Source organism: Variovorax sp. Soil_C_12 (assembly GCF_057657375.1).
The window spans coordinates 144,924-161,466 of the sequence record NZ_JBDGIO010000013.1 but is presented as its reverse complement, the minus strand read 5'-3'; the positions used below and the strand labels follow the sequence as shown (position 1 = coordinate 161,466).

The following is a 16,543-nucleotide window of genomic DNA, read 5'->3' as shown; positions in this document are numbered from 1 at the left end:
GTAGATCAGAGAGCGGAGGGGCGCCATGTCGAAATGCCTCAGCGTGCCACCAGAGTTCGCTGCCGGCTGTGCCGAGGCTCAATCGATCAGCTTGTTCTTCATGGCGTAGTACGTGAGTTCGCTGTTGGAGGAAAGGTTCATCTTCTCCATCAGCCGCGTGCGGTAGGTGCTGATCGTCTTGACGGACAGGGACAGGGTCTTGGCGATGTCTCCCGTCGTCTCGCCCTTGGCGAGCCTGAGGAAGACCTGGAACTCGCGTTCTGACAACTGCTCGTGCGGGGCCGCGTCGTCCTTGCGATCGAGCTGCCGCGCCAGCAGCTCGGCCACGCCCGGGGTGATGTAGTGGCGGCCCCGTGAGATGACGCGGATCGCGTTCACGATTTCCATCGGCTCGCATTCCTTGTTGAGGTAGCCGCTCGCGCCCTGGCGGATCAGGTTCATCGCGTAGTGCTCCTCGGGGTAGCCGCTCAGGATCAGGACGCCGACGTCCGGCGCCTTGGCATGGATCATCGCCAGCGCGTCAATGCCGCTTTGCCCGGGCATCGCGAGATCCATCACGAGCACATCGAGTTCGGTGGTGCGCACAAGCTCGATCGCTTCGCGAGCACTGGCTGCTTCGCCCGTCACGCGCAGGTCGACATACTCCGAGAAGAACTGGCGCAAGCCGGAGCGCACGATGGCATGGTCGTCCACGACGCCGATCTTGATCATTTTTGTTGCCTCTTTTCTGTCGCATTTGCCGAGCAGGCGCGCCAAGGCCAATATCGTCGATCTTTTCATTTGCGTCTGTGCGCAAGCGCACAAGCGAGCCGGGTTCTGCGTCTGTCAAATTGCAAATCGCACCGTTGCCGTGCCAACGCGCGAACGTGGCCAGTGTTCTCCGCCGGTGTTGCGCGTGCGGCCATGAAACTGATGCAAAAAGTGGGTTTTGCAATAGCACAAAGGCTGCGCTACATTCAGACACAATGACGCATTTCTGGGGCTCCGGCTTGTCATGACCTCGACTCCGAACTCGTTTTCGCCGCGCCCACCTTCGGCGCGCAACGGCCTGCTGGAAGTGATGCCCTCGGCGGTGCGAGCCGGTCTGACGCCGCTCCTCGAACTGGTCCAGCTTAAGTTGGGCGAGGTCCTCTACGAGTCGGGGGTGGTCCAGCAGCATGTGTACTTCCCGACCGATTGCATCGTGTCGCTGTTGTACGTGCTCGAGAACGGACAATCCGCCGAAATCGCGGTCGTAGGATTCGAGGGCATGGTCGGCGTGTCGCTCTTGATGGGCGGAGGCAGCACGCCAAACCGGGCGGTGGTGCAAAGTGCGGGCTATGCGTTTCGCCTGAGCGCAAGCCACATCAAGCAACTGGTCGAGCAGGGCGGGCCGTTGCTCCATCTTCTGCTGCGCTATACCCAGGCGCTGATCACACAGATGTCGCAAACGGCGGTATGCAATCGACACCATTCGCTCGAGCAGCAGTTGTGTCGCTGGCTCTTGTTGAGCCTTGACAGGTTGCCGAGCAACGAATTGGTCATGACTCAGGAACTCATCGCCAACATGCTCGGTGTGCGACGCGAGGGGGTGACGGAGGCGGCCGGCAAGCTGCACCGCCTGAACCTGATCCAGTATTCCCGCGGTCACATCACCGTGTTGGACCGTCCGGGTCTCGAACGGCACGTGTGCGAATGCTACGAGGTGGTGAAGCGAGAGACTGATCGCTTGCTACCGAACAAGATTGCTACCTGACACGCCTGCACGTGCCGGCAATGGCCTTGGCATGCATGTCCCGTCTGAGGGGGCGGTGCATTCACGGATAGCTTCGGGGGCAGTACGGTCTTTGCCGACCTACCCTCGGGAACGACGCTGAGAGTTGCGTCCAACCGTCCTGTGGGACGCCCGGTGCAAGGGGGCGCCGATCCATTCGACTTGCCATGCACGAACTCGCCGAAGTGCTGCTCGAAGGTCAGTGCAGGTGAGTCGCGGTCCAAGGGTCGTGGAGCTGCTGCGCAGCTATGGCTACACGGATTTCCATTCCATCGATCGCCTGCCACCAACGCACAATGCGGGAAAGCTCGGCAAGTTCTGGTTCTTCGCATGCTCGCTGGTGCGGGGCATGCGTTGAGGTTCGCCCCCTCGACGGGGTGCCGCCCGCGTTCTACGAGATGCTCGTCGCGCGTAAGCCGTTGCACTAGCGAGTCGCGTCGCAACGTGAATCCGAAAGGCAAACCGGGCTCCGTCGGGTCCTACGGGCTGACCCGGCACATGGCTACACCATCGCTGTGCGGGCGGCCTAGATTGGTTTTGGAGCGATGTCGCTCTGCACACTTAAGGAGACGTCCATGGCAAATCAACCAGGTCAAAACAATCCGAATCAACCGGGGAACCAACCAAGTCAGCCGGGTCAGCAAGAGCAAAACAATCCCGGACGGCAGCAGCCGGGCCAGGGCAGCCCGACAACACCTCAGCAGCCGGGGCAAGGTCAGAAGGGCTAGGCCTTTCGAAACTCGCTCCGCTCCAGGGGCGCCAAAAGCCGCCGCCGATCGGCGGCTTTTTCTTGTGCGCCCAGCGTGGGCGCGATCTTGGCACTCTCGGCGACGGCTCCGACCTCGGAGTGCTACCACGACGGCAAGGCACTCACTGCCTTCGGGCCGATCACGATGCAAGATGAACCCATTGATGCCGCATCGCGATCTGTTCGAGCGCAAGGCAGCGTCGTACAGCGCGCGTTGGCCGTGGCTGCGGATCTCGACTGGCGCCGCTCACGCATCCAGAGTCGAAGCGGATCAAATCCACCAACGATGCCCCCACGATGAGGGCAACTCAGGCCTTCCAGTCACTCGACCAATGTGCGCAAACAAGTCGTCCATGTCGCGCGCGTTCTCCCATTGAAGAAGCGTTTCGCAGTAGCCCCCAGCAGATCTTTCGCGCCCCCAAGCAGCGGACTATCGATGCCGGCGATGATCGCGAATCGAGCGGCTTCCCACGTCTTGATCGCACCGCGCTCGGACCCAGCGCGGAAGCGTAGTATGGGTGGACTTCCATTGTCGACGAGGTGGTTCAGTGACAGATCGGCGAGCGTTCATCGGCAGCGTTGCGGGTGGCCTTGTTACCTCGCCCCTCGTCACCTCCGCGCAGCAGCACACGAACGCGCCCCGGATCGGGATTCTCGGCAGCACCTACGGGACAGCTTGGGACGCCTTTCGTCGGGTACTTCGCGAACTGGGCTACGCCGAAGGCCGCAATATCACGATCGAGTGGCGATGGGCGGAAGGGAAGGCTGATCGATTTCCCGAGCTTGCTGCCGAACTCGTCGAATCGAAGGTGAACCTCATCGTTACGTCGAGCACGCAGGCGGCCCTGGCCGCCAAGCAGGCGACAAGCTCCATCCCGATCGTCATGGCGATCTCCTCTTATCCAGAAAAAATGGGCCTCGCCGAGAGCCTCGCGCACCCGGGCGGCAACATCACGGGGTTTAGCAACGTCGCACCGGAACTCATAGGCAAGCGCCTCGAGCTGCTCAAGGCGATCGCACCCAAGGTCTCCCGGGTCGCCGTGGTGTGGAATCCGGTGAGCCGGATCGAGACATACGGGTTCCGGGAAATGCTGGCGGGCGCTGCTGTGGTCGGTGTGCAGATCCAGACCATCGAGGTGCGTACGCCGGACGACTACCCCGCCGCCTTCGCGACCCTGACTGCCAGCCGAGCAGATGCCTTGCACGCCTTCGGCAATCCAGTCAGCTTCAAGCACCCGCAGCTTATTGCAGACTTCGCATTGAGGAACATGCTTCCGAGCAGCTACGACGAGAAGCTGTTCGTTGAGGCGGGCGGTCTTTTGTCGTATGGGCCAAGCTTCATCGATCTCTTCCAACGCGCCGCGAGCTACGTCGACAAGATTCTCAAGGGTGCAAAACCAGGGGACCTGCCGATCCAGCAGCCAACAAAATTCGAGTTCGTGATCAACTCAAAAACGGCGAAAGCGTTAGGCCTGACGGTACCCAGATCGCTGCTGGTGCTCGCAGACGAGGTCATTCAGTGACTCACAGTCGTGCCGCGCACCCAATTCCTGCAGGCCATTGCGGGACGTGCGCAAACGCCGATCCGGCGCGCGAAATGATCGCTAATCGTGCTCGGCAGGCAGCTGCAGCTGCAGCTGCAGCCGCTGCGCTAATGGGCTGCCTGCTGGCCGCGCACGGCACGGCGGCCGCCGATGCTGCAGCTGGCGCGCGGCTCGCCGCGGCGCGCTGCGCATCTTGCCATTCGTCGACCCAAACGATCCACTCGACGGTGCCGCTGCTCGAAGGGCAGCCGAAGGCCTACTTCATTGCGCAGTGGCGTGCATTCCGCGAGCGCAAACGTACGGCCCCGGTGATGGTGAGCCTCGCCGCGGAGTTGAGCGAGCAGGACGTCGCCGACCTCGCCGAACACTATGCGGCACTGGCGCCCCCACCTGCCACCCAAACGTCGGGCCGCGATACGGGACGCGCTTTGGCCGATCGCCTGCGATGTGCCGCCTGCCACGGTTCGGGGTTGCAGGGGACCAACGCCGGCGCGGCACGGCTCGCTGGGCAAAAGGTGCAATACACCACTTGGTCGTTGCAGTTGATGCGCAGCGGCACGCGGTCGCACGGAACCGCGGCGAAGCCCGATCCGCTGTTTGCCGACCTCAGCAACGCCGAGATCGAATCGCTGGCCGCGCATTTGGCTTCGCTGCGCTGACCTCGACGCCGCTGCTCAATAGCGCTTGTTCTCGTTCGCTCTGGCCGCGTCGGCGCTACCGCGCTTTCCCGCCCAACTCCAAGACCCCTCTCTCGAAGTTCATCGGCCCGAACCTCCGCCGGTACTCCGCCGGCGTCATGCTCGTATGCCGCTTGAACACCTCACGGAAGAACGCCACATCCTCATATCCCACAGCCTCCGCAATCTCCTGCAGCGTCTCGTTGCTCCGCTCCAGCAAGCTGCGCCCAGCGGCTACCCGCAGCGCCTGCTGGTATGCCCCAGGCACTTGCCCCGTCGCCGCCTTGAATCGCCTCAAGAGATTGCGCGGGCTCATCGCGAGCATCCGAGCCAGCGCATCGAGCTGCACAGACTCGGCAAAGTGCGTCTGCAGATGCTCTTCTGCGCGCCGCACCATGTCGTCCTTGTGCGGCCTGCTGAGGGACGCGATGCCATACCCCATCTGCTGGCTCGCACGCGGCATGCTGACCAGGAGTGAGCGGGCGCACTGCAGCGCAATCTCCGATCCGCAGAATCGCTCGACGAGGTACAGGCTCAGGTCGATGGCCGCATACACGCCGCCACTGCAAAGCACGCCGCCATCCTCCGTGACGAAGCGCTCCGGTTGCCACAGCACGCGTGGAAAGCGCTCGCGCATGGCGTCGGCAAGCGCCCAGTGGGTCGTGGCCCGCCGCCCGTCGAGCAGCCCGGTCTCGGCCACATAGGCCACGCCGGAGCAGATGCCGCCCACCAAAGCCCCGTGCGCATGCTCGCTTCGCAGCCATGTCAGCAGGGCTGCCTTGCGCTTGGGCGTTTCGACTGACCCCGGGCCGGGTGCGGCCAGGAGTGCGATATCGCTGTCATCGATCTCCGAGATCGCGTGCTGTGGCGTAAGGCCCAGCGCGCAGGCGCTCTGCACGGGCCTGCCGCTGATCGACGCGGTGCGCACGCGAAAGCGGGGCTGCTCGGGCGTTCCCAGCAGCCGGTTCCAGAGCAGGCCTGCCGAATGAAAGACCTCGATGGCTGCAACCGATGTCGAGGCGAACCCGCCATCCAGCAGCACGACGGTGACGTTGAGCGGCTCGGTCCGCCCTTCCACACGCCGGCGGCCGTTGCCGCGCACGAGGTCTTTCCCGGCCATGGAGGTATCAGGCCGCGGTCATCGGATCGATGACCCCCTGCACTTCTGTCACCTTGGAGGCCGGAAAGCCGCTGAGCCGCGCGTGCTCCTGCACGGAGGCTTCGCTGTCGGCCAGGTAGATGCAGAAGGTCTTGTCGTCCGCGACGAAGGACTGCACCCATTGCACCTTGCCGCCCAGGCGGTCGAGTGCGGTGTTGGAGGTGTTGGCCGCGGCCTTGAGCTGGTCGCCACTCATGCTGCCCACGCCGGGCAGTTCCCGTTCGATCACATAGCGCTTCATAACTTGCTCCTTCAGGTTGGTTGAGGAAGCGTGATCGTCGCGCGGCTCGGGGGGCGGGCCAAGGCGGCGGAAATGACATTGTGCATGGAGCATCGCGCCATGTGCCCCTTGTGACCTGGGAAGGTTGAAGCGCTCTGGCAGCCAACGGCTAGCATGCCGCCATGAGCAACACCTACATCACCGTCGAAGAAGCGATCTCCCGCCGCGGGCTCCGCATGGTCGTCGTGGGCCAGGTCCCCAGTCCGTGGTCGGAGGCCGCGAAGGGCATCTTCCACGTCAAGCGAATTCCGTGGACGGGAGTCCGCTTGGCTTACGACAGCCAGGCGCTCAAGGACTGGGCCGGTCAGCGCAATGCGCCCGTCGTCGTCTACGACGACGAGGCACCGCGGTCTGGATGGGCCGAGATCCTGCTGTTGGCGGAGCGCCTTGCACCTTCCCCGGCGCTGCTGCCCAAAGACCCGGCCGATCGGGCGCTGGCGTTCGGGCTGGCGCACGAGATCATGGGGCAGCAAGGCTTGGGCTGGTCGCGCCGGCTTCAACTGGTCGAGGCCGGGCTTCTCGGGCTGGGCGGATTCGAGCCGAAGGTGGCGGCGTACATCGGCAAGAAGTATGGCTACAGCCCGGAAGCTGGCGCCGCGGCAACGTCCCGGGTCGTCGAATTGCTGACCATGCTGGCCGCTCGGCTGAAGGCGCAAGACGCAGCAGGCAGCCCTTACTACGTCGGGGAGGCTCTCACTGCAGTCGACATCTACAGCGCCAGCGTCCTCGCGTTGCTACGCCCCCTGCCGCAGGAGGTCTGCCCCATGCACGCCGGCACACGGGCCGCCTTCGAATTCGGCGAGCCGGCCACCGAGGCGGCCCTGGACGAGGTCCTGCTGCGGCACCGGGACATGATGTACCAGCGCCACCTGGCGTTGCCCTTATCCCTTTGAAGGCCTTCTTGGGGAGGTACGGCGATACATCGCCCACTTCAAAGTCAAGATGTCTGCGGCGATCTTGGCAGCGTTGACCCCCGCATACGCCTCGGCCGGATCGAATTGGAATGCCTCTTGGTATCGGGTGATTTGCGCATAGTCCTTGTCGAAGACCATCGGCCCCGTGAGGTCGCTCGGATCGACGCCGGCCGGAATCGCCAGAAACTTGTCTGGATTGGTAGCACTCTGGTAGAGGTCCACGCTCAACAGGTTCATACATCGGCCCTCGACATTCTGAGAATGGTGGAAGCGAAGCCTGGCGCTGCCGCACGGGCTCGACGAATAATTACTCGCATCCGCGCCGCGTGCAATCAGCGCGGGCCTACATGGCCAGCGTGAAATGCACCGAGAGACGGCGCCCTATGCAATGATGCTGCGCCGGCGCAGGCTTTTGTGCCGGGCCCAACCCACCAGGAGACATGCTATGGCAACAGATCCGTTTGGCGATATGAAGAAGATGCTGGAGCAGTTCAAGATGCCAGGTGTCGACATGACGGCCATCCTCGAGTCGCAGCGAAAGGACGTCGAGGCGCTGGTGGAGGCCAACAAATCGGCCTACGAGGCCATGCAGGCCATCGCGCGCAAGCAAACCGAAATGATGGCCGAGTCGGTGCAAGTCATGCAACAAGCTGCGAAGAGCGCCGCGGACCCGGCGAAACAGACCGAGGTGGTTCGCAGCGCCTTCGAGAAGACGATTGCCGATATGAAAGAACTCGCCGAGATGGCGCGCCGTTCACAGTCCGATGCGATGACCCACATCTCCCAGCGTGCCGCTCAGCACATGGAGGAGATCAGGAAGATGATGCTGCCCAAGTAGGTTCTGGGCGCGCGCCGCCCTTCACCCATACGCCAGCAGCATCTTCATGAACGAGATGCCATTGCGCTGTCCCTTGTCTTCATCGCAGTTGTTGAAGATGACATGCGCATGCTTGACCTTGTAGGCCAGGCGAACGACTTCCGCCATGATCTCCTGCAACTCCTGATCCGGATAGTCGTAGTCGAAGCGCTCGGCTGCCGAGGCCGCCCCTTTCACGTTGTAGGTGCCCACGTTGCGCCCGTGCAGACGCACCAGCGCGTAGTCGGGGTTCGTGGTCTCGGCCAGCAGGGGCACGCTGTTGGCGAAGCCCTGCGGCCCATCGACGATGGTGTGCACGGCGCGCAGCTCGCGCAGGAAGTCGATGGTGCCGCCGCGGTGCGCTTCGGTCCACCACGACTCGTGCCGAAACTCGACGCTGCAGGCATGGCCCGCCATCATTTCGATGCAATGCTCGACATGCGCATGGCCTTCGCGATTGCATTGCAGCCAGGGCGGAAACTGGAAGTGCACCAGGCCGAGCTTGCCGGCGTCCTTGAGCGGTGAGATCGCGTCGATGAAGCGGCGCCACAGCTCGTCGCGGATCTCGACGGGGGTGCTGCGGTAGTAGAGCGTCTTCGCCGAGGCCAGCGCTTCCTTGATGTCCTTGTGCAGGACCTTCGGGTCGGTCTGGTGGCCCGTGAAGAGGCGGAAGGCCTTGACGTTGAAGGTGAAGTGCTCGGGGGTGCGCTCGGCCCAGTTGTTCGCGTTGGCGGGCGCAGGGATGCCGTAGTAGCTCGAATCGATCTCGACCAAGGGGAAGATCGACGCGTAGTAGCGCAGCCGCGCCTCGGGCGTCTTCGCTTCCTTGGGATAGAAGCGCCCGCAGTCGATGAGGGTCTTGTCAGTCCACGAGGCGGTTCCGACCAGGATGCTCATGACGGGATGCTAATGGCTCCAGCCATTGCGTGCCAGCCTCGTCCGGCGTGCCTTCCGCAGGCACGCGATGAGCTAGCGCAGGCGCAGTTGATGGTCCGATTCGCCCTTGCGCATCTCCACAACGGCATCGAGTGCCTTCACCATCTCCACGAAGCTGGCGTGGCCGTGGTCTTTCGTGTCGAAGGTCGGGTCCAGGCGCTTGATCATGTGCCAGGTCGCCCCCTTGTTGACCCAGGCCTCCCCCTTCGTTTCAGAGAGCAGGCGCACTGCGCGCTTGAGTATGTCGGCGGCGGGATCGACAGGCGCAGGTGGTGGCTGGACTGAGTTCTGGGCTTCGCCCTCCACAGCCGCCGGGCTCTCGTCGACTTCCTCGACGAGGTTCTCGTAGTAGCGGAACTCGTGGCAGCTCTTGGCCCAGTGCCGGTTGGTGTTCTTCCTCGTGCCGATGCCGACCAGCGTGCGGCCTGCAGCCTTGATCTTCTGGGCCACAGGCATGAAGTCGCTGTCGCCGCCCACGATGATGATCGTGCCGATGTGATCGAACCGGCTCATGTCCTCCGTGGCATCGAGGCAGAGCTTGATGTCGGCTCCGTTCTTTGCCGAAGCACCGGGCGAAAACAGCTGGATGAGTTCGACCCCGCCCTGAAGCAGCGCATCCCGGTAACGCCCGAAGAACTGCCAATTGCAGTAGGCGCGATTGATCGCCACCGGCCCGAAAGAAGCCGCAAGCTCCACGACGGCCTGAATGTCGATCAGCGGTTCCTGTGGCTTGAAGCGCGAATCGCTGCGCCCGTAGAAGCCTTCGCCAAACTTGACCTCTGCCAAGCCGGCGTGAAGGTTCTCGAAATCCCAGTACAACGCGACGGAGCGGCTCTCTTCGCTGTCACTTCGGTTCATCTCTGGCTCCTCTGATCTGGGAGGCACCATAGTATGCGAACCTGTTCACAGGAGATTCAATGAGAAATCGGCAGGACGCTCGTGGCGAGCGGCACCATCGCGCTGTTGGCCGCCTGCACGGCAGCTGTCCAATCCGGCGAATGGACACCCAATCCACCCAATCCGAACGCCCCCTGTCCAGCCGAATCGGCCGCGGCCAAGGAACAGGGGACGGTCCTGCTGCGCGTGCAGCCGACGCCGGCAGGCCGGCCGACGATCGTCGAAGTCAAGGCATCGAGCGGCTAGCGTGAACTGAGGGCCTGGTCCGCGTCTTAGTCCTTCGTCGGATTGAGCTTCTTCGGATCGCCGTCGTAGGCATAGAACAGCAAGTCCGGCATCTCGAAACGATTGCTGTCCTTGCCCGGCCCGAACTCCACCTGGAATGGGCGGTTGAGCAGCGAAATCTTCGAGGCCTGCATCGCACGATGGAAGGTCTCGGCAACGATCCGGGCGCCCACGCCGGCGAGCTTGCCGTTGCCGAACTCCGCCTCCCGAAGAATGTAGAACCACAGCGGCGTCTTGCCCTTCATCTCGTCCAGGCGCGGGATATCAGCTTTGGTCAGCACGACGCCCACGTTCGGCGTGCCGGTGCCGTTGTTGATGTCGGATTCCGAGAGCGGATCCACGTCCAGGGCCAACTGGCTCATGACCTCGAACAACTGCTCGCCGCTGGGCAGGCCGAGCATGTTGCCCCGGACCAGGTTGCGGAATGCAAGATTGCGCTTGCTGGCCACAGAGCTGGTGGCACCGAACGAGCCGGCCGGAAGCGACTCCAGCGGGTTCACCAGCGTCGTGTCCATGAACGCTGCGAAGTTGAATTCGTTCGGAGCGCGCGTACCCGCTGCATCGGGAATCTTCCCGAAGTCGAACAGACGAGGCCAATCGGCCACCCAGTTGCTCGGCAAGGCAGTGCCGAACGGGCCGCTCTCCAGGTTGTCGATATCTTCCTGGCTGCCGGGCGGGTGCTGGGTCGGCAGCAGCGTGCCGCTGGTGCCGCTGAAGCGGAAGAGCCGGAAGATGTGGCCTTCCCGGAACTCCGAAAAGATGGTGTTCCAGCTGTAACCCGTGCGGATCATGCTGTGGCCCAGACGGAACGCCGCGCCCGAGAATTCGACCGGCATGGTGGCATTGAAAGCGTCCCCGTCCACTTCGAAGACCTTGCGGCCGTGGCCGTAGACATCGTCGACCACCGCCTTCTTGGCGATGCGCGGAAGATAGTCGGTTCTCAGGAGGAACTGGTAGTGCAGAACGACCTTTTCCTGGGCCCGCTCGAACAAGCCCGCGCTGGGGCTGCCGCTGGCAATCAGGTCGTCCACCACCCGGTTGTGGAATCGAATGAACGCGAGGTGTACCTGGGCGACGGCCAGGTTCTCGTCGTTCCGGCCATCCGGGATGAGTGCCTGCCTGGCAGGCCCGGCGGCACTGTCGACTTGCCTGCGCGGCAGGTCGAAGCCCTTTTGCGCGGCCAGTGCGGGAATGCCAGGCACGGGGAAGGGTGCATGCGTCTTGATGTGAAGCTTGTCGGCTTCGTAGATGTCCGGGTCGAGATCCGGGCCTCGGCCATAGAGGCTGTCCAGGTCGAGCGTCGGTGAACGCAGCGACTGCAGGTCCCTGATGGGCGTGGCGTTGATGTCCAACTGCGTCGGATCCAGCGTCATGTCGTGATCGACGAACTGCCCGAGGTAGGTGTAGCCGGCCGGGATGTCGCCGTCCTTGCGCTGGTTGGCAGTGCTGGTCATCTTCGCGGCCACGCCGGCCAGCAGCTCGATATTCAGCGGGGTGCCAACGACCCCGTCGCCGGCGAAGTGCGAGAAGCGGAACTGTGTCGATAGATCCAGCGTGCTGGCTTCTGCGGATTTGGCAGTTCCGTCCTCCTGCATGGTGACCAGCTTCGTACCGATGAGATAGCTCTCCCGGCCATGACGTCCACGTTGTCCCATCATCGTCCTCTCCTTTGCTTGCAATACGTCGACCCGACGCGAGCAGCGAAGGTACGCCCCGGACGTGCGCCGGCACATCCCCCGCACTAAGGATGTGGATCCAGGCCTTGCTGGACCGATCGGCCAGCAAAGGCCTGCACACGGCCGCCAGTTTTGTACGCCACTGTGTCTCACAGGCGTACAAACACACCGCAATGCAAATCGGCCGCCGTTCGACAAATCACGGATACCAACGCCGCGTTCAATACATCCATCGTTTCTTGCTCGATCTCAACCACGAAGGAAGTCATATGAAAGCGACACGCATCCTCGCAGCAGCGCTGCTGATTGCCGCAAACGGCTTGACACTGGCCCAGGCCCAACAGCCCGCCATCGGCCGCACCGAGGTCGTCCGGCACGACCTCGTCACGCCGGGACGCGAGGCCGTCCAGGTGCGCGTCGACTTCGGCCCCGGGGCCTCGTTCGGCATGCACACGCATCCGGGCGAGGAGATCGCCTATGTGCTGGAAGGCACGCTGGAATACCAGTTCGAAGGCAAGCCGCCGGTCACGCTCAAGGCCGGCGACTCCCTGTTCATCCCGGCCGGCGCGGCTCACGCGGCAAGGAACGTGGGCAGCGGCAAGGCATCGGAGCTGGCCACTTACCTCGTCGACAAGGGAAAGCCGCTCGTCGCGGTCAAGTGAGCGCGCGCCGAAGAACGCCACCTGATTCAGTCACTCGACAGCCGGCCACCGAGACGCCAGTTCATGCAGCGCGCAGCCGGCACGCGCTACCCACAAGGAGACAACACCATGCGATCCCTCTTCAAGCACGTTGCCGTCGCCGCCGTCGGCGCGATCTTCTGCCTCACAGCCGGGGCGCAGACGGCCACCGAGGCCGGCCGTCCCGCAGCCGTGCTTCCGCTCGCAGCGGAAGCGCCGCCCAAGCTCGTCGTGTACCCGCCGCTGGCCGAGCCTCTGGCGCGGGGCGTCGTCATCCTCCAGTACCGGACCGAGAACTTGCGGGTCATTCCGGTCTTCGGCATGGGCGCGCTGGAGGTGTCGCCGCGTGTGGGGCATCTGCACGTGACGGTCGACGACCGGCCCGGCACGTGGGCGCACACGAGCGGCGACCCGATCATCGTCGTTGGCCTGGAGCCCGGCGTGCACAAGATGCTGATCGAAGTGGCCGACCCGGTCCACAAGATCTTGACCAGCGAAACGGTCACCGTGACGGTGCCGGCGCAGCCGGGATCATCCACCACTCCCCACAAGCACTGATCGCCGCGATCGTGCACGGCTTCCACGCGGGCCCCATCGGGTGATCGGGACCGCAGCAATTCCACCCATTCGAAACAACCCCTGTCCAAGGAGCTAAACATGAGCGTCATCCACCAACCCGAAGCCAGCAACCAGAGCACCGCCGACCTGCCGCGGATCGACATGAAGCTGGAAGTCATCACCCTCCCCGTCTCTGACGTCGAGCGCGCCAGGCGCTTCTACGAAAGCCTCGGCTGGCGGCTCGACGCCGACGTCCAGGGCGAAGGGTTCCACGTCCTGCAGTTCACGCCGCCGGGCTCTTCATCCTCCGTGCATGTCGGCAAGGGCATCTCTTCGGCGGCCCCGGGCTCGGTGCAAGGGCTCTTTCTCGCGGTGTCGGACATCGAAGCGGCGCGGGCCGACGTGGCCCGGCGAGGCATCGAGGTCGGCGACGTCTTCCACCGCGCGCCGGGAGAGGTGCCCGGGACGGGGCCGCACCCGACCCGCCGCACGTACTCCTCCTATGCCGCGTTCAGCGACCCGGACGGCAACGGATGGCTGCTGCAGGAGGTCACGTCGCGCTTGCCGGGCCGTGTCGACACGGAGGCCGTGACGTTCAGCTCCCGCGCGGAGCTGGTTGCCGCGCTCTGGCGGGCTGCCGTCGCGCATGGAGAGCATGAGAAGCGAATGGGCGGGCAGCACGACGCCAACTGGCCCGATTGGTATGCCGACCATGTCTTTGCCGAGCAGACCGGCGGCGCGCTTCCGACCTGAACGCCGACGGGAGCGCGCGAGAGGAAGCCACTTCCGCTCGCGCGCTCCTGCCAGAGACCCAACGGAGCAGTGAAATGCCGAAATTCCCCATAACCAGGCTCGTTGCCATCGCTTTTGCCCTCGGCTTCTCCATTCTTGCCGGGTGCGCTCAATATGCCCGCAAGCAGGACCCGAAGACGGAGATCGGTTTCCTGCAAATCGATTCCGACATCAAGCTCAGAAGGATGGTCGTTCACAACGCCAGGCCGAAGGGGGTCGTGCTCTTCCTGCATGGATTTCCCGAGACCCTTTACGCCTGGAAGGAGATTGCACCCGATCTCGCCCGAGACTACGAAGTCCACGCCTTCGATTGGCCGGGGTTTGGCCTTTCATCAAGACCGCCTGTCGATAAATTCTCCTACGCGCCCAGGGACTATGCGCGCGTTCTGAAGGCGTACATCGAGAAGGCCGGCATCGACAAATCAAGATTGGTCATCTACGCCACCGACATTGGTTCTTTGCCGGCGCTTCTTCTTGCCCTTGAAGACCCCGAACTTGCCAAGTCGATGATCGTTGGAGACTTCGCCCCTTTCAACAGGCCTCAATACATGCAGGAGAACCTGCAGAACCTGAAGTCGAAGCCGACTTCTGACCTGGTTCGCGCTGCCCTGAACAAGAATCGCGATGAAATTCTGGAAAACGCGTTCAGAAGAGGTTTGCGGAAGGATGAGCAGTTCGATCTTCCGCAAGAATTCAAGGACGACATGTTGCGAGGATGGAATCAGGGCGACATGACATCGGCTGACGCCTTCTATCACTACTATTCGAATTTCACCCGCGACCAGGACTACTTCGAGCTCAACCTGGCCAGGCTCAAGACGCCGGTCAAGGTCATTTGGGGTGAAAAGGATTTCTATATCGACAAGGAAATGGGCGTCGAGTTTGCGAAGAAGGCAAAGCTGGAATTTCATCTTCTTCCCGACCTTGGGCACTATCCGCATCTCCAAAGCCCCAGACGAACCATCGAAGAAGTTCGAGCCGCGTTCGGCAGCAGACAGCTTTCAAGAGCGGACTGACCGGCAAGCTGATCGCGAACGGTGTCAAAATCGTTTTCCTCCAATATTCGAGGAATCTAAGCGTTTCGATGCGCTCGTAACGATTTTCCGCGAAGCACTCCCAGATGAAATCGAAAAGCCTGCGCGATCCCGGCGATGCATCCGACCCGATCGGCGGCGCCTACCTGGTCCGCGAATACGGCCTCGAGCTCGTCCAGCCCCTGCCCGTGCAGAGCGAAGTCGGCTCTCGCAGGCGGACGGTTCACGAGGCAGGCCATCGCCGGGAGGTCTACCAGGAATCCGTGCGGCCTGGCCCCAGTCCGGCGGCGCACCTGACGTTCATGCTCAAACACGAGGGGGTGCACCTCGAGATGCTGGCTCGACTTTTCGAGCGGATGAACCCGGCGGATCTGGCGGCATGGGTGCGGGCTGAACCGACCGGCCGGTACGCCCGCCGCACTGGCTTTCTGTACGAATGGCTCACCCGACATCGGCTGCCCGTCGACGACGGCGTGGTGAGGGGCAACTACGTCGATGCATTGGATGCTGACGAGATGCTGGTCGCGTCGACCGCCATTCCGGTCGCGCGCTGGCGCGTCCGCGACAACATGCCGGGAACGAGCGACTTCTGTCCGACGGTGCGGCTGACACCCGCGGTGCGCGAGGCGCTTCGCCTTGACCTGGCTGGGGCGCTCGGTCGCGAGGAGGCCGAATTCGGGGCAGAAGTCCTGCGCCGCAGCGCGGTTTGGATGACCCTGCGCGAGAGTCGCTCCAGCTTCCAGATCGAAGGAGAAGAGGACCAGCTCACGCGTGTCCAACGCTTCGCAGCGGTGATGGAGATGCGCACGGGTGCCGGCGAGATCCCGCTCGATGCCGAGGCCCTCGCTGCGCTCCAAAGGGACATCCTTGGAGAGCGGACGACCCTGCCGTCATTCGGCCTTCGAAGATCGTCCGTTTTCGTCGGACAGACAGTCAACTTCGAGAATGTCGTCCACTACGTGGCGCCCCATTGGCAGGATGTCCCGCTCATGCTCGAAGGCCTGAGGAGCTTTATCGCACGCACCGGCGGGGCCTCCGCGGTGGCTCGTGCCGCAGTCGCGTCATTCGCTTTCGTGTACATCCATCCTCTGGCAGACGGCAATGGGCGAATTCATCGCTTCCTCATCAACGATGTCCTGCGGCGCGACGGCGCCTTCCATGCCCCTTTGATCCTCCCCATTTCGTCCCTGATCACGGAGCACGCGGCGGAGCGTGCGGGCTACGACGCCGCGCTGGAAGTCTTTTCGCGTCCGCTGATGAGGCGCTATGCCGAAAGGTACGGGTTCACGAGGGAGCCCGAGGAACAGCCCGACGGTGTCATGTCCAATTTTCGATTCGACGCCTATGACGATGCAAAGGCGGCTTGGCGCCTTCTCGACCTGACGGACCATGTGGCGTACACGGCTGGCCTGCTCGATCGAACGATCCGGCAGGAGATGCATGCGCAAGCCTCCTTCTTTCGCGGCCTTGGCCGGGCTCGTGCGGCGGTCAAGGAAATCATCGAAGGGCCCGACGCCGACGTGGACGCGATCATTCGCTCTGCCCACGAGAATGGCGGCATGAGATCAGGCAAGCTGGCGAGGCGCTTCCCTGCCTTGCAGGACGATGCCACGTGGGCCAGCGTTGCGGCCGCAGTGGCCGCCGCGTTGACGGACGACTCGCCGCCGGCACCCGCGTGACGCGCTGACCTCATCGACCTTCCTCTGATCAGAAGCCGCTGCCCTCCTGGCAGCGGCTTTTTCGTTCAGGCATCG

General features: G+C 63.4%; 19 protein-coding genes. 12 read left to right on the top strand and 7 right to left on the bottom strand.

Going from position 1 to position 16,543, the window contains the following annotated elements:
• Positions 1–78 precede the first annotated feature (78 nt).
• A complete protein-coding gene (locus AC3A6X_RS28090) occupies positions 79–711 on the bottom strand; it encodes a response regulator (protein ID WP_487845228.1) in 633 nt (210 codons plus the stop codon).
• Positions 712–994: 283 nt separating this feature from the next.
• Here AC3A6X_RS28090 and AC3A6X_RS28085 point away from each other — a divergent pair, with 283 nt between their 5' ends.
• The 4 genes from AC3A6X_RS28085 (at position 995) to AC3A6X_RS28070 (ending at position 4,704) form a co-directional block, all read left to right on the top strand.
• A complete protein-coding gene (locus AC3A6X_RS28085) occupies positions 995–1,735 on the top strand; it encodes a Crp/Fnr family transcriptional regulator (protein ID WP_487845227.1) in 741 nt (246 codons plus the stop codon).
• Between the two features lie 247 nt (positions 1,736–1,982).
• Positions 1,983–2,111 (top strand): hypothetical protein, encoded by a 129-nt coding sequence (locus tag AC3A6X_RS28080; RefSeq protein ID WP_487845226.1) that lies wholly within the window; start codon positions 1,983–1,985, stop codon positions 2,109–2,111.
• A gap of 938 nt (positions 2,112–3,049) precedes the next feature.
• Positions 3,050–4,024: an ABC transporter substrate-binding protein gene (locus tag AC3A6X_RS28075; RefSeq protein WP_487845225.1), complete on the top strand. Its 975-nt coding sequence runs from the start codon at positions 3,050–3,052 to the stop codon at positions 4,022–4,024.
• A gap of 131 nt (positions 4,025–4,155) precedes the next feature.
• A complete protein-coding gene (locus AC3A6X_RS28070) occupies positions 4,156–4,704 on the top strand; it encodes a c-type cytochrome (RefSeq protein WP_487845224.1) in 549 nt (182 codons plus the stop codon).
• Between the two features lie 55 nt (positions 4,705–4,759).
• Here the strand turns inward: AC3A6X_RS28070 and AC3A6X_RS28065 are convergent, their stop codons facing one another.
• Together AC3A6X_RS28065 and AC3A6X_RS28060 are read right to left on the bottom strand one after the other, a co-directional pair.
• Positions 4,760–5,842 carry a GlxA family transcriptional regulator gene (locus AC3A6X_RS28065; protein WP_487845223.1) on the bottom strand — a complete coding sequence of 361 codons (1,083 nt, stop codon included), beginning with the start codon at positions 5,840–5,842 and terminating at the stop codon, positions 4,760–4,762.
• Between the two features lie 7 nt (positions 5,843–5,849).
• Positions 5,850–6,122, bottom strand: coding sequence for a DUF4242 domain-containing protein (locus AC3A6X_RS28060; protein WP_487845222.1), 273 nt, complete (start codon positions 6,120–6,122; stop codon positions 5,850–5,852).
• 161 nt (positions 6,123–6,283) lie between these two features.
• Here AC3A6X_RS28060 and AC3A6X_RS28055 point away from each other — a divergent pair, with 161 nt between their 5' ends.
• Positions 6,284–7,054 carry a glutathione S-transferase family protein gene (locus tag AC3A6X_RS28055; protein ID WP_487845221.1) on the top strand — a complete coding sequence of 257 codons (771 nt, stop codon included), beginning with the start codon at positions 6,284–6,286 and terminating at the stop codon, positions 7,052–7,054.
• On the opposite strand, the gene AC3A6X_RS28050 is transcribed toward AC3A6X_RS28055, so the two are convergent.
• Positions 7,043–7,312 (bottom strand): hypothetical protein, encoded by a 270-nt coding sequence (locus tag AC3A6X_RS28050; protein WP_487845220.1) that lies wholly within the window; start codon positions 7,310–7,312, stop codon positions 7,043–7,045. The two genes, AC3A6X_RS28055 and AC3A6X_RS28050, sit on opposite strands and share 12 nt — an antisense overlap.
• A 151-nt stretch (positions 7,313–7,463) precedes the next feature.
• Between AC3A6X_RS28050 and AC3A6X_RS28045 the strand changes: the two genes are divergently transcribed.
• Positions 7,464–7,913: a phasin family protein gene (locus AC3A6X_RS28045; RefSeq protein ID WP_487845219.1), complete on the top strand. Its 450-nt coding sequence runs from the start codon at positions 7,464–7,466 to the stop codon at positions 7,911–7,913.
• Positions 7,914–7,934: 21 nt separating this feature from the next.
• Here the strand turns inward: AC3A6X_RS28045 and AC3A6X_RS28040 are convergent, their stop codons facing one another.
• Together AC3A6X_RS28040 and AC3A6X_RS28035 are read right to left on the bottom strand one after the other, a co-directional pair.
• The gene (locus AC3A6X_RS28040) at positions 7,935–8,828 is read right to left on the bottom strand and encodes a DUF72 domain-containing protein (protein ID WP_487845218.1); all 894 of its coding nucleotides are present in this window, start codon (positions 8,826–8,828) and stop codon (positions 7,935–7,937) included.
• A gap of 72 nt (positions 8,829–8,900) precedes the next feature.
• Positions 8,901–9,686: an NYN domain-containing protein gene (locus AC3A6X_RS28035; protein WP_487845217.1), complete on the bottom strand. Its 786-nt coding sequence runs from the start codon at positions 9,684–9,686 to the stop codon at positions 8,901–8,903.
• Positions 9,687–9,806: 120 nt separating this feature from the next.
• Between AC3A6X_RS28035 and AC3A6X_RS28030 the strand changes: the two genes are divergently transcribed.
• Positions 9,807–10,010, top strand: coding sequence for an energy transducer TonB (locus AC3A6X_RS28030; RefSeq protein ID WP_487845216.1), 204 nt, complete (start codon positions 9,807–9,809; stop codon positions 10,008–10,010).
• 26 nt (positions 10,011–10,036) lie between these two features.
• Here AC3A6X_RS28030 and AC3A6X_RS28025 read toward each other — a convergent pair whose 3' ends face one another.
• Positions 10,037–11,707, bottom strand: coding sequence for a peroxidase family protein (locus AC3A6X_RS28025; protein ID WP_487845215.1), 1,671 nt, complete (start codon positions 11,705–11,707; stop codon positions 10,037–10,039).
• Between the two features lie 287 nt (positions 11,708–11,994).
• On the opposite strand from AC3A6X_RS28025, the gene AC3A6X_RS28020 reads away from it, so the two are divergent.
• The 5 genes from AC3A6X_RS28020 to AC3A6X_RS28000 all read left to right on the top strand — a co-directional run bounded on the left by AC3A6X_RS28020 (position 11,995) and on the right by AC3A6X_RS28000 (position 16,468).
• Complete coding sequence (locus tag AC3A6X_RS28020) at positions 11,995–12,387, top strand: cupin domain-containing protein (RefSeq protein ID WP_487845214.1); 393 nt, start codon at positions 11,995–11,997, stop codon at positions 12,385–12,387.
• A 108-nt stretch (positions 12,388–12,495) separates the two neighbouring features.
• Positions 12,496–12,963 carry a DUF6130 family protein gene (locus AC3A6X_RS28015; protein ID WP_487845213.1) on the top strand — a complete coding sequence of 156 codons (468 nt, stop codon included), beginning with the start codon at positions 12,496–12,498 and terminating at the stop codon, positions 12,961–12,963.
• Between the two features lie 99 nt (positions 12,964–13,062).
• Positions 13,063–13,716, top strand: coding sequence for a VOC family protein (locus AC3A6X_RS28010; RefSeq protein WP_487845212.1), 654 nt, complete (start codon positions 13,063–13,065; stop codon positions 13,714–13,716).
• Between the two features lie 74 nt (positions 13,717–13,790).
• Positions 13,791–14,771, top strand: coding sequence for an alpha/beta fold hydrolase (locus tag AC3A6X_RS28005; RefSeq protein ID WP_487845211.1), 981 nt, complete (start codon positions 13,791–13,793; stop codon positions 14,769–14,771).
• 104 nt (positions 14,772–14,875) lie between these two features.
• Positions 14,876–16,468: a Fic family protein gene (locus AC3A6X_RS28000; protein WP_487845210.1), complete on the top strand. Its 1,593-nt coding sequence runs from the start codon at positions 14,876–14,878 to the stop codon at positions 16,466–16,468.
• The last annotated feature ends 75 nt before the right edge of the window (positions 16,469–16,543 follow it).

Coding starts and splice junctions, on each gene's coding strand:
- AC3A6X_RS28090 (WP_487845228.1), bottom strand. CDS start 711: ATGATCAAGATCGGCGTCGTGGACGACCATGCCATCGTGCGCTCCGGC.
- AC3A6X_RS28085 (WP_487845227.1), top strand. CDS start 995: ATGACCTCGACTCCGAACTCGTTTTCGCCGCGCCCACCTTCGGCGCGC.
- AC3A6X_RS28070 (WP_487845224.1), top strand. CDS start 4,156: ATGGGCTGCCTGCTGGCCGCGCACGGCACGGCGGCCGCCGATGCTGCA.
- AC3A6X_RS28065 (WP_487845223.1), bottom strand. CDS start 5,842: ATGGCCGGGAAAGACCTCGTGCGCGGCAACGGCCGCCGGCGTGTGGAA.
- AC3A6X_RS28060 (WP_487845222.1), bottom strand. CDS start 6,122: ATGAAGCGCTATGTGATCGAACGGGAACTGCCCGGCGTGGGCAGCATG.
- AC3A6X_RS28055 (WP_487845221.1), top strand. CDS start 6,284: ATGAGCAACACCTACATCACCGTCGAAGAAGCGATCTCCCGCCGCGGG.
- AC3A6X_RS28050 (WP_487845220.1), bottom strand. CDS start 7,312: ATGAACCTGTTGAGCGTGGACCTCTACCAGAGTGCTACCAATCCAGAC.
- AC3A6X_RS28045 (WP_487845219.1), top strand. CDS start 7,464: ATGATGCTGCGCCGGCGCAGGCTTTTGTGCCGGGCCCAACCCACCAGG.
- AC3A6X_RS28040 (WP_487845218.1), bottom strand. CDS start 8,828: ATGAGCATCCTGGTCGGAACCGCCTCGTGGACTGACAAGACCCTCATC.
- AC3A6X_RS28025 (WP_487845215.1), bottom strand. CDS start 11,707: ATGATGGGACAACGTGGACGTCATGGCCGGGAGAGCTATCTCATCGGT.
- AC3A6X_RS28020 (WP_487845214.1), top strand. CDS start 11,995: ATGAAAGCGACACGCATCCTCGCAGCAGCGCTGCTGATTGCCGCAAAC.
- AC3A6X_RS28015 (WP_487845213.1), top strand. CDS start 12,496: ATGCGATCCCTCTTCAAGCACGTTGCCGTCGCCGCCGTCGGCGCGATC.
- AC3A6X_RS28010 (WP_487845212.1), top strand. CDS start 13,063: ATGAGCGTCATCCACCAACCCGAAGCCAGCAACCAGAGCACCGCCGAC.
- AC3A6X_RS28005 (WP_487845211.1), top strand. CDS start 13,791: ATGCCGAAATTCCCCATAACCAGGCTCGTTGCCATCGCTTTTGCCCTC.
- AC3A6X_RS28000 (WP_487845210.1), top strand. CDS start 14,876: ATGAAATCGAAAAGCCTGCGCGATCCCGGCGATGCATCCGACCCGATC.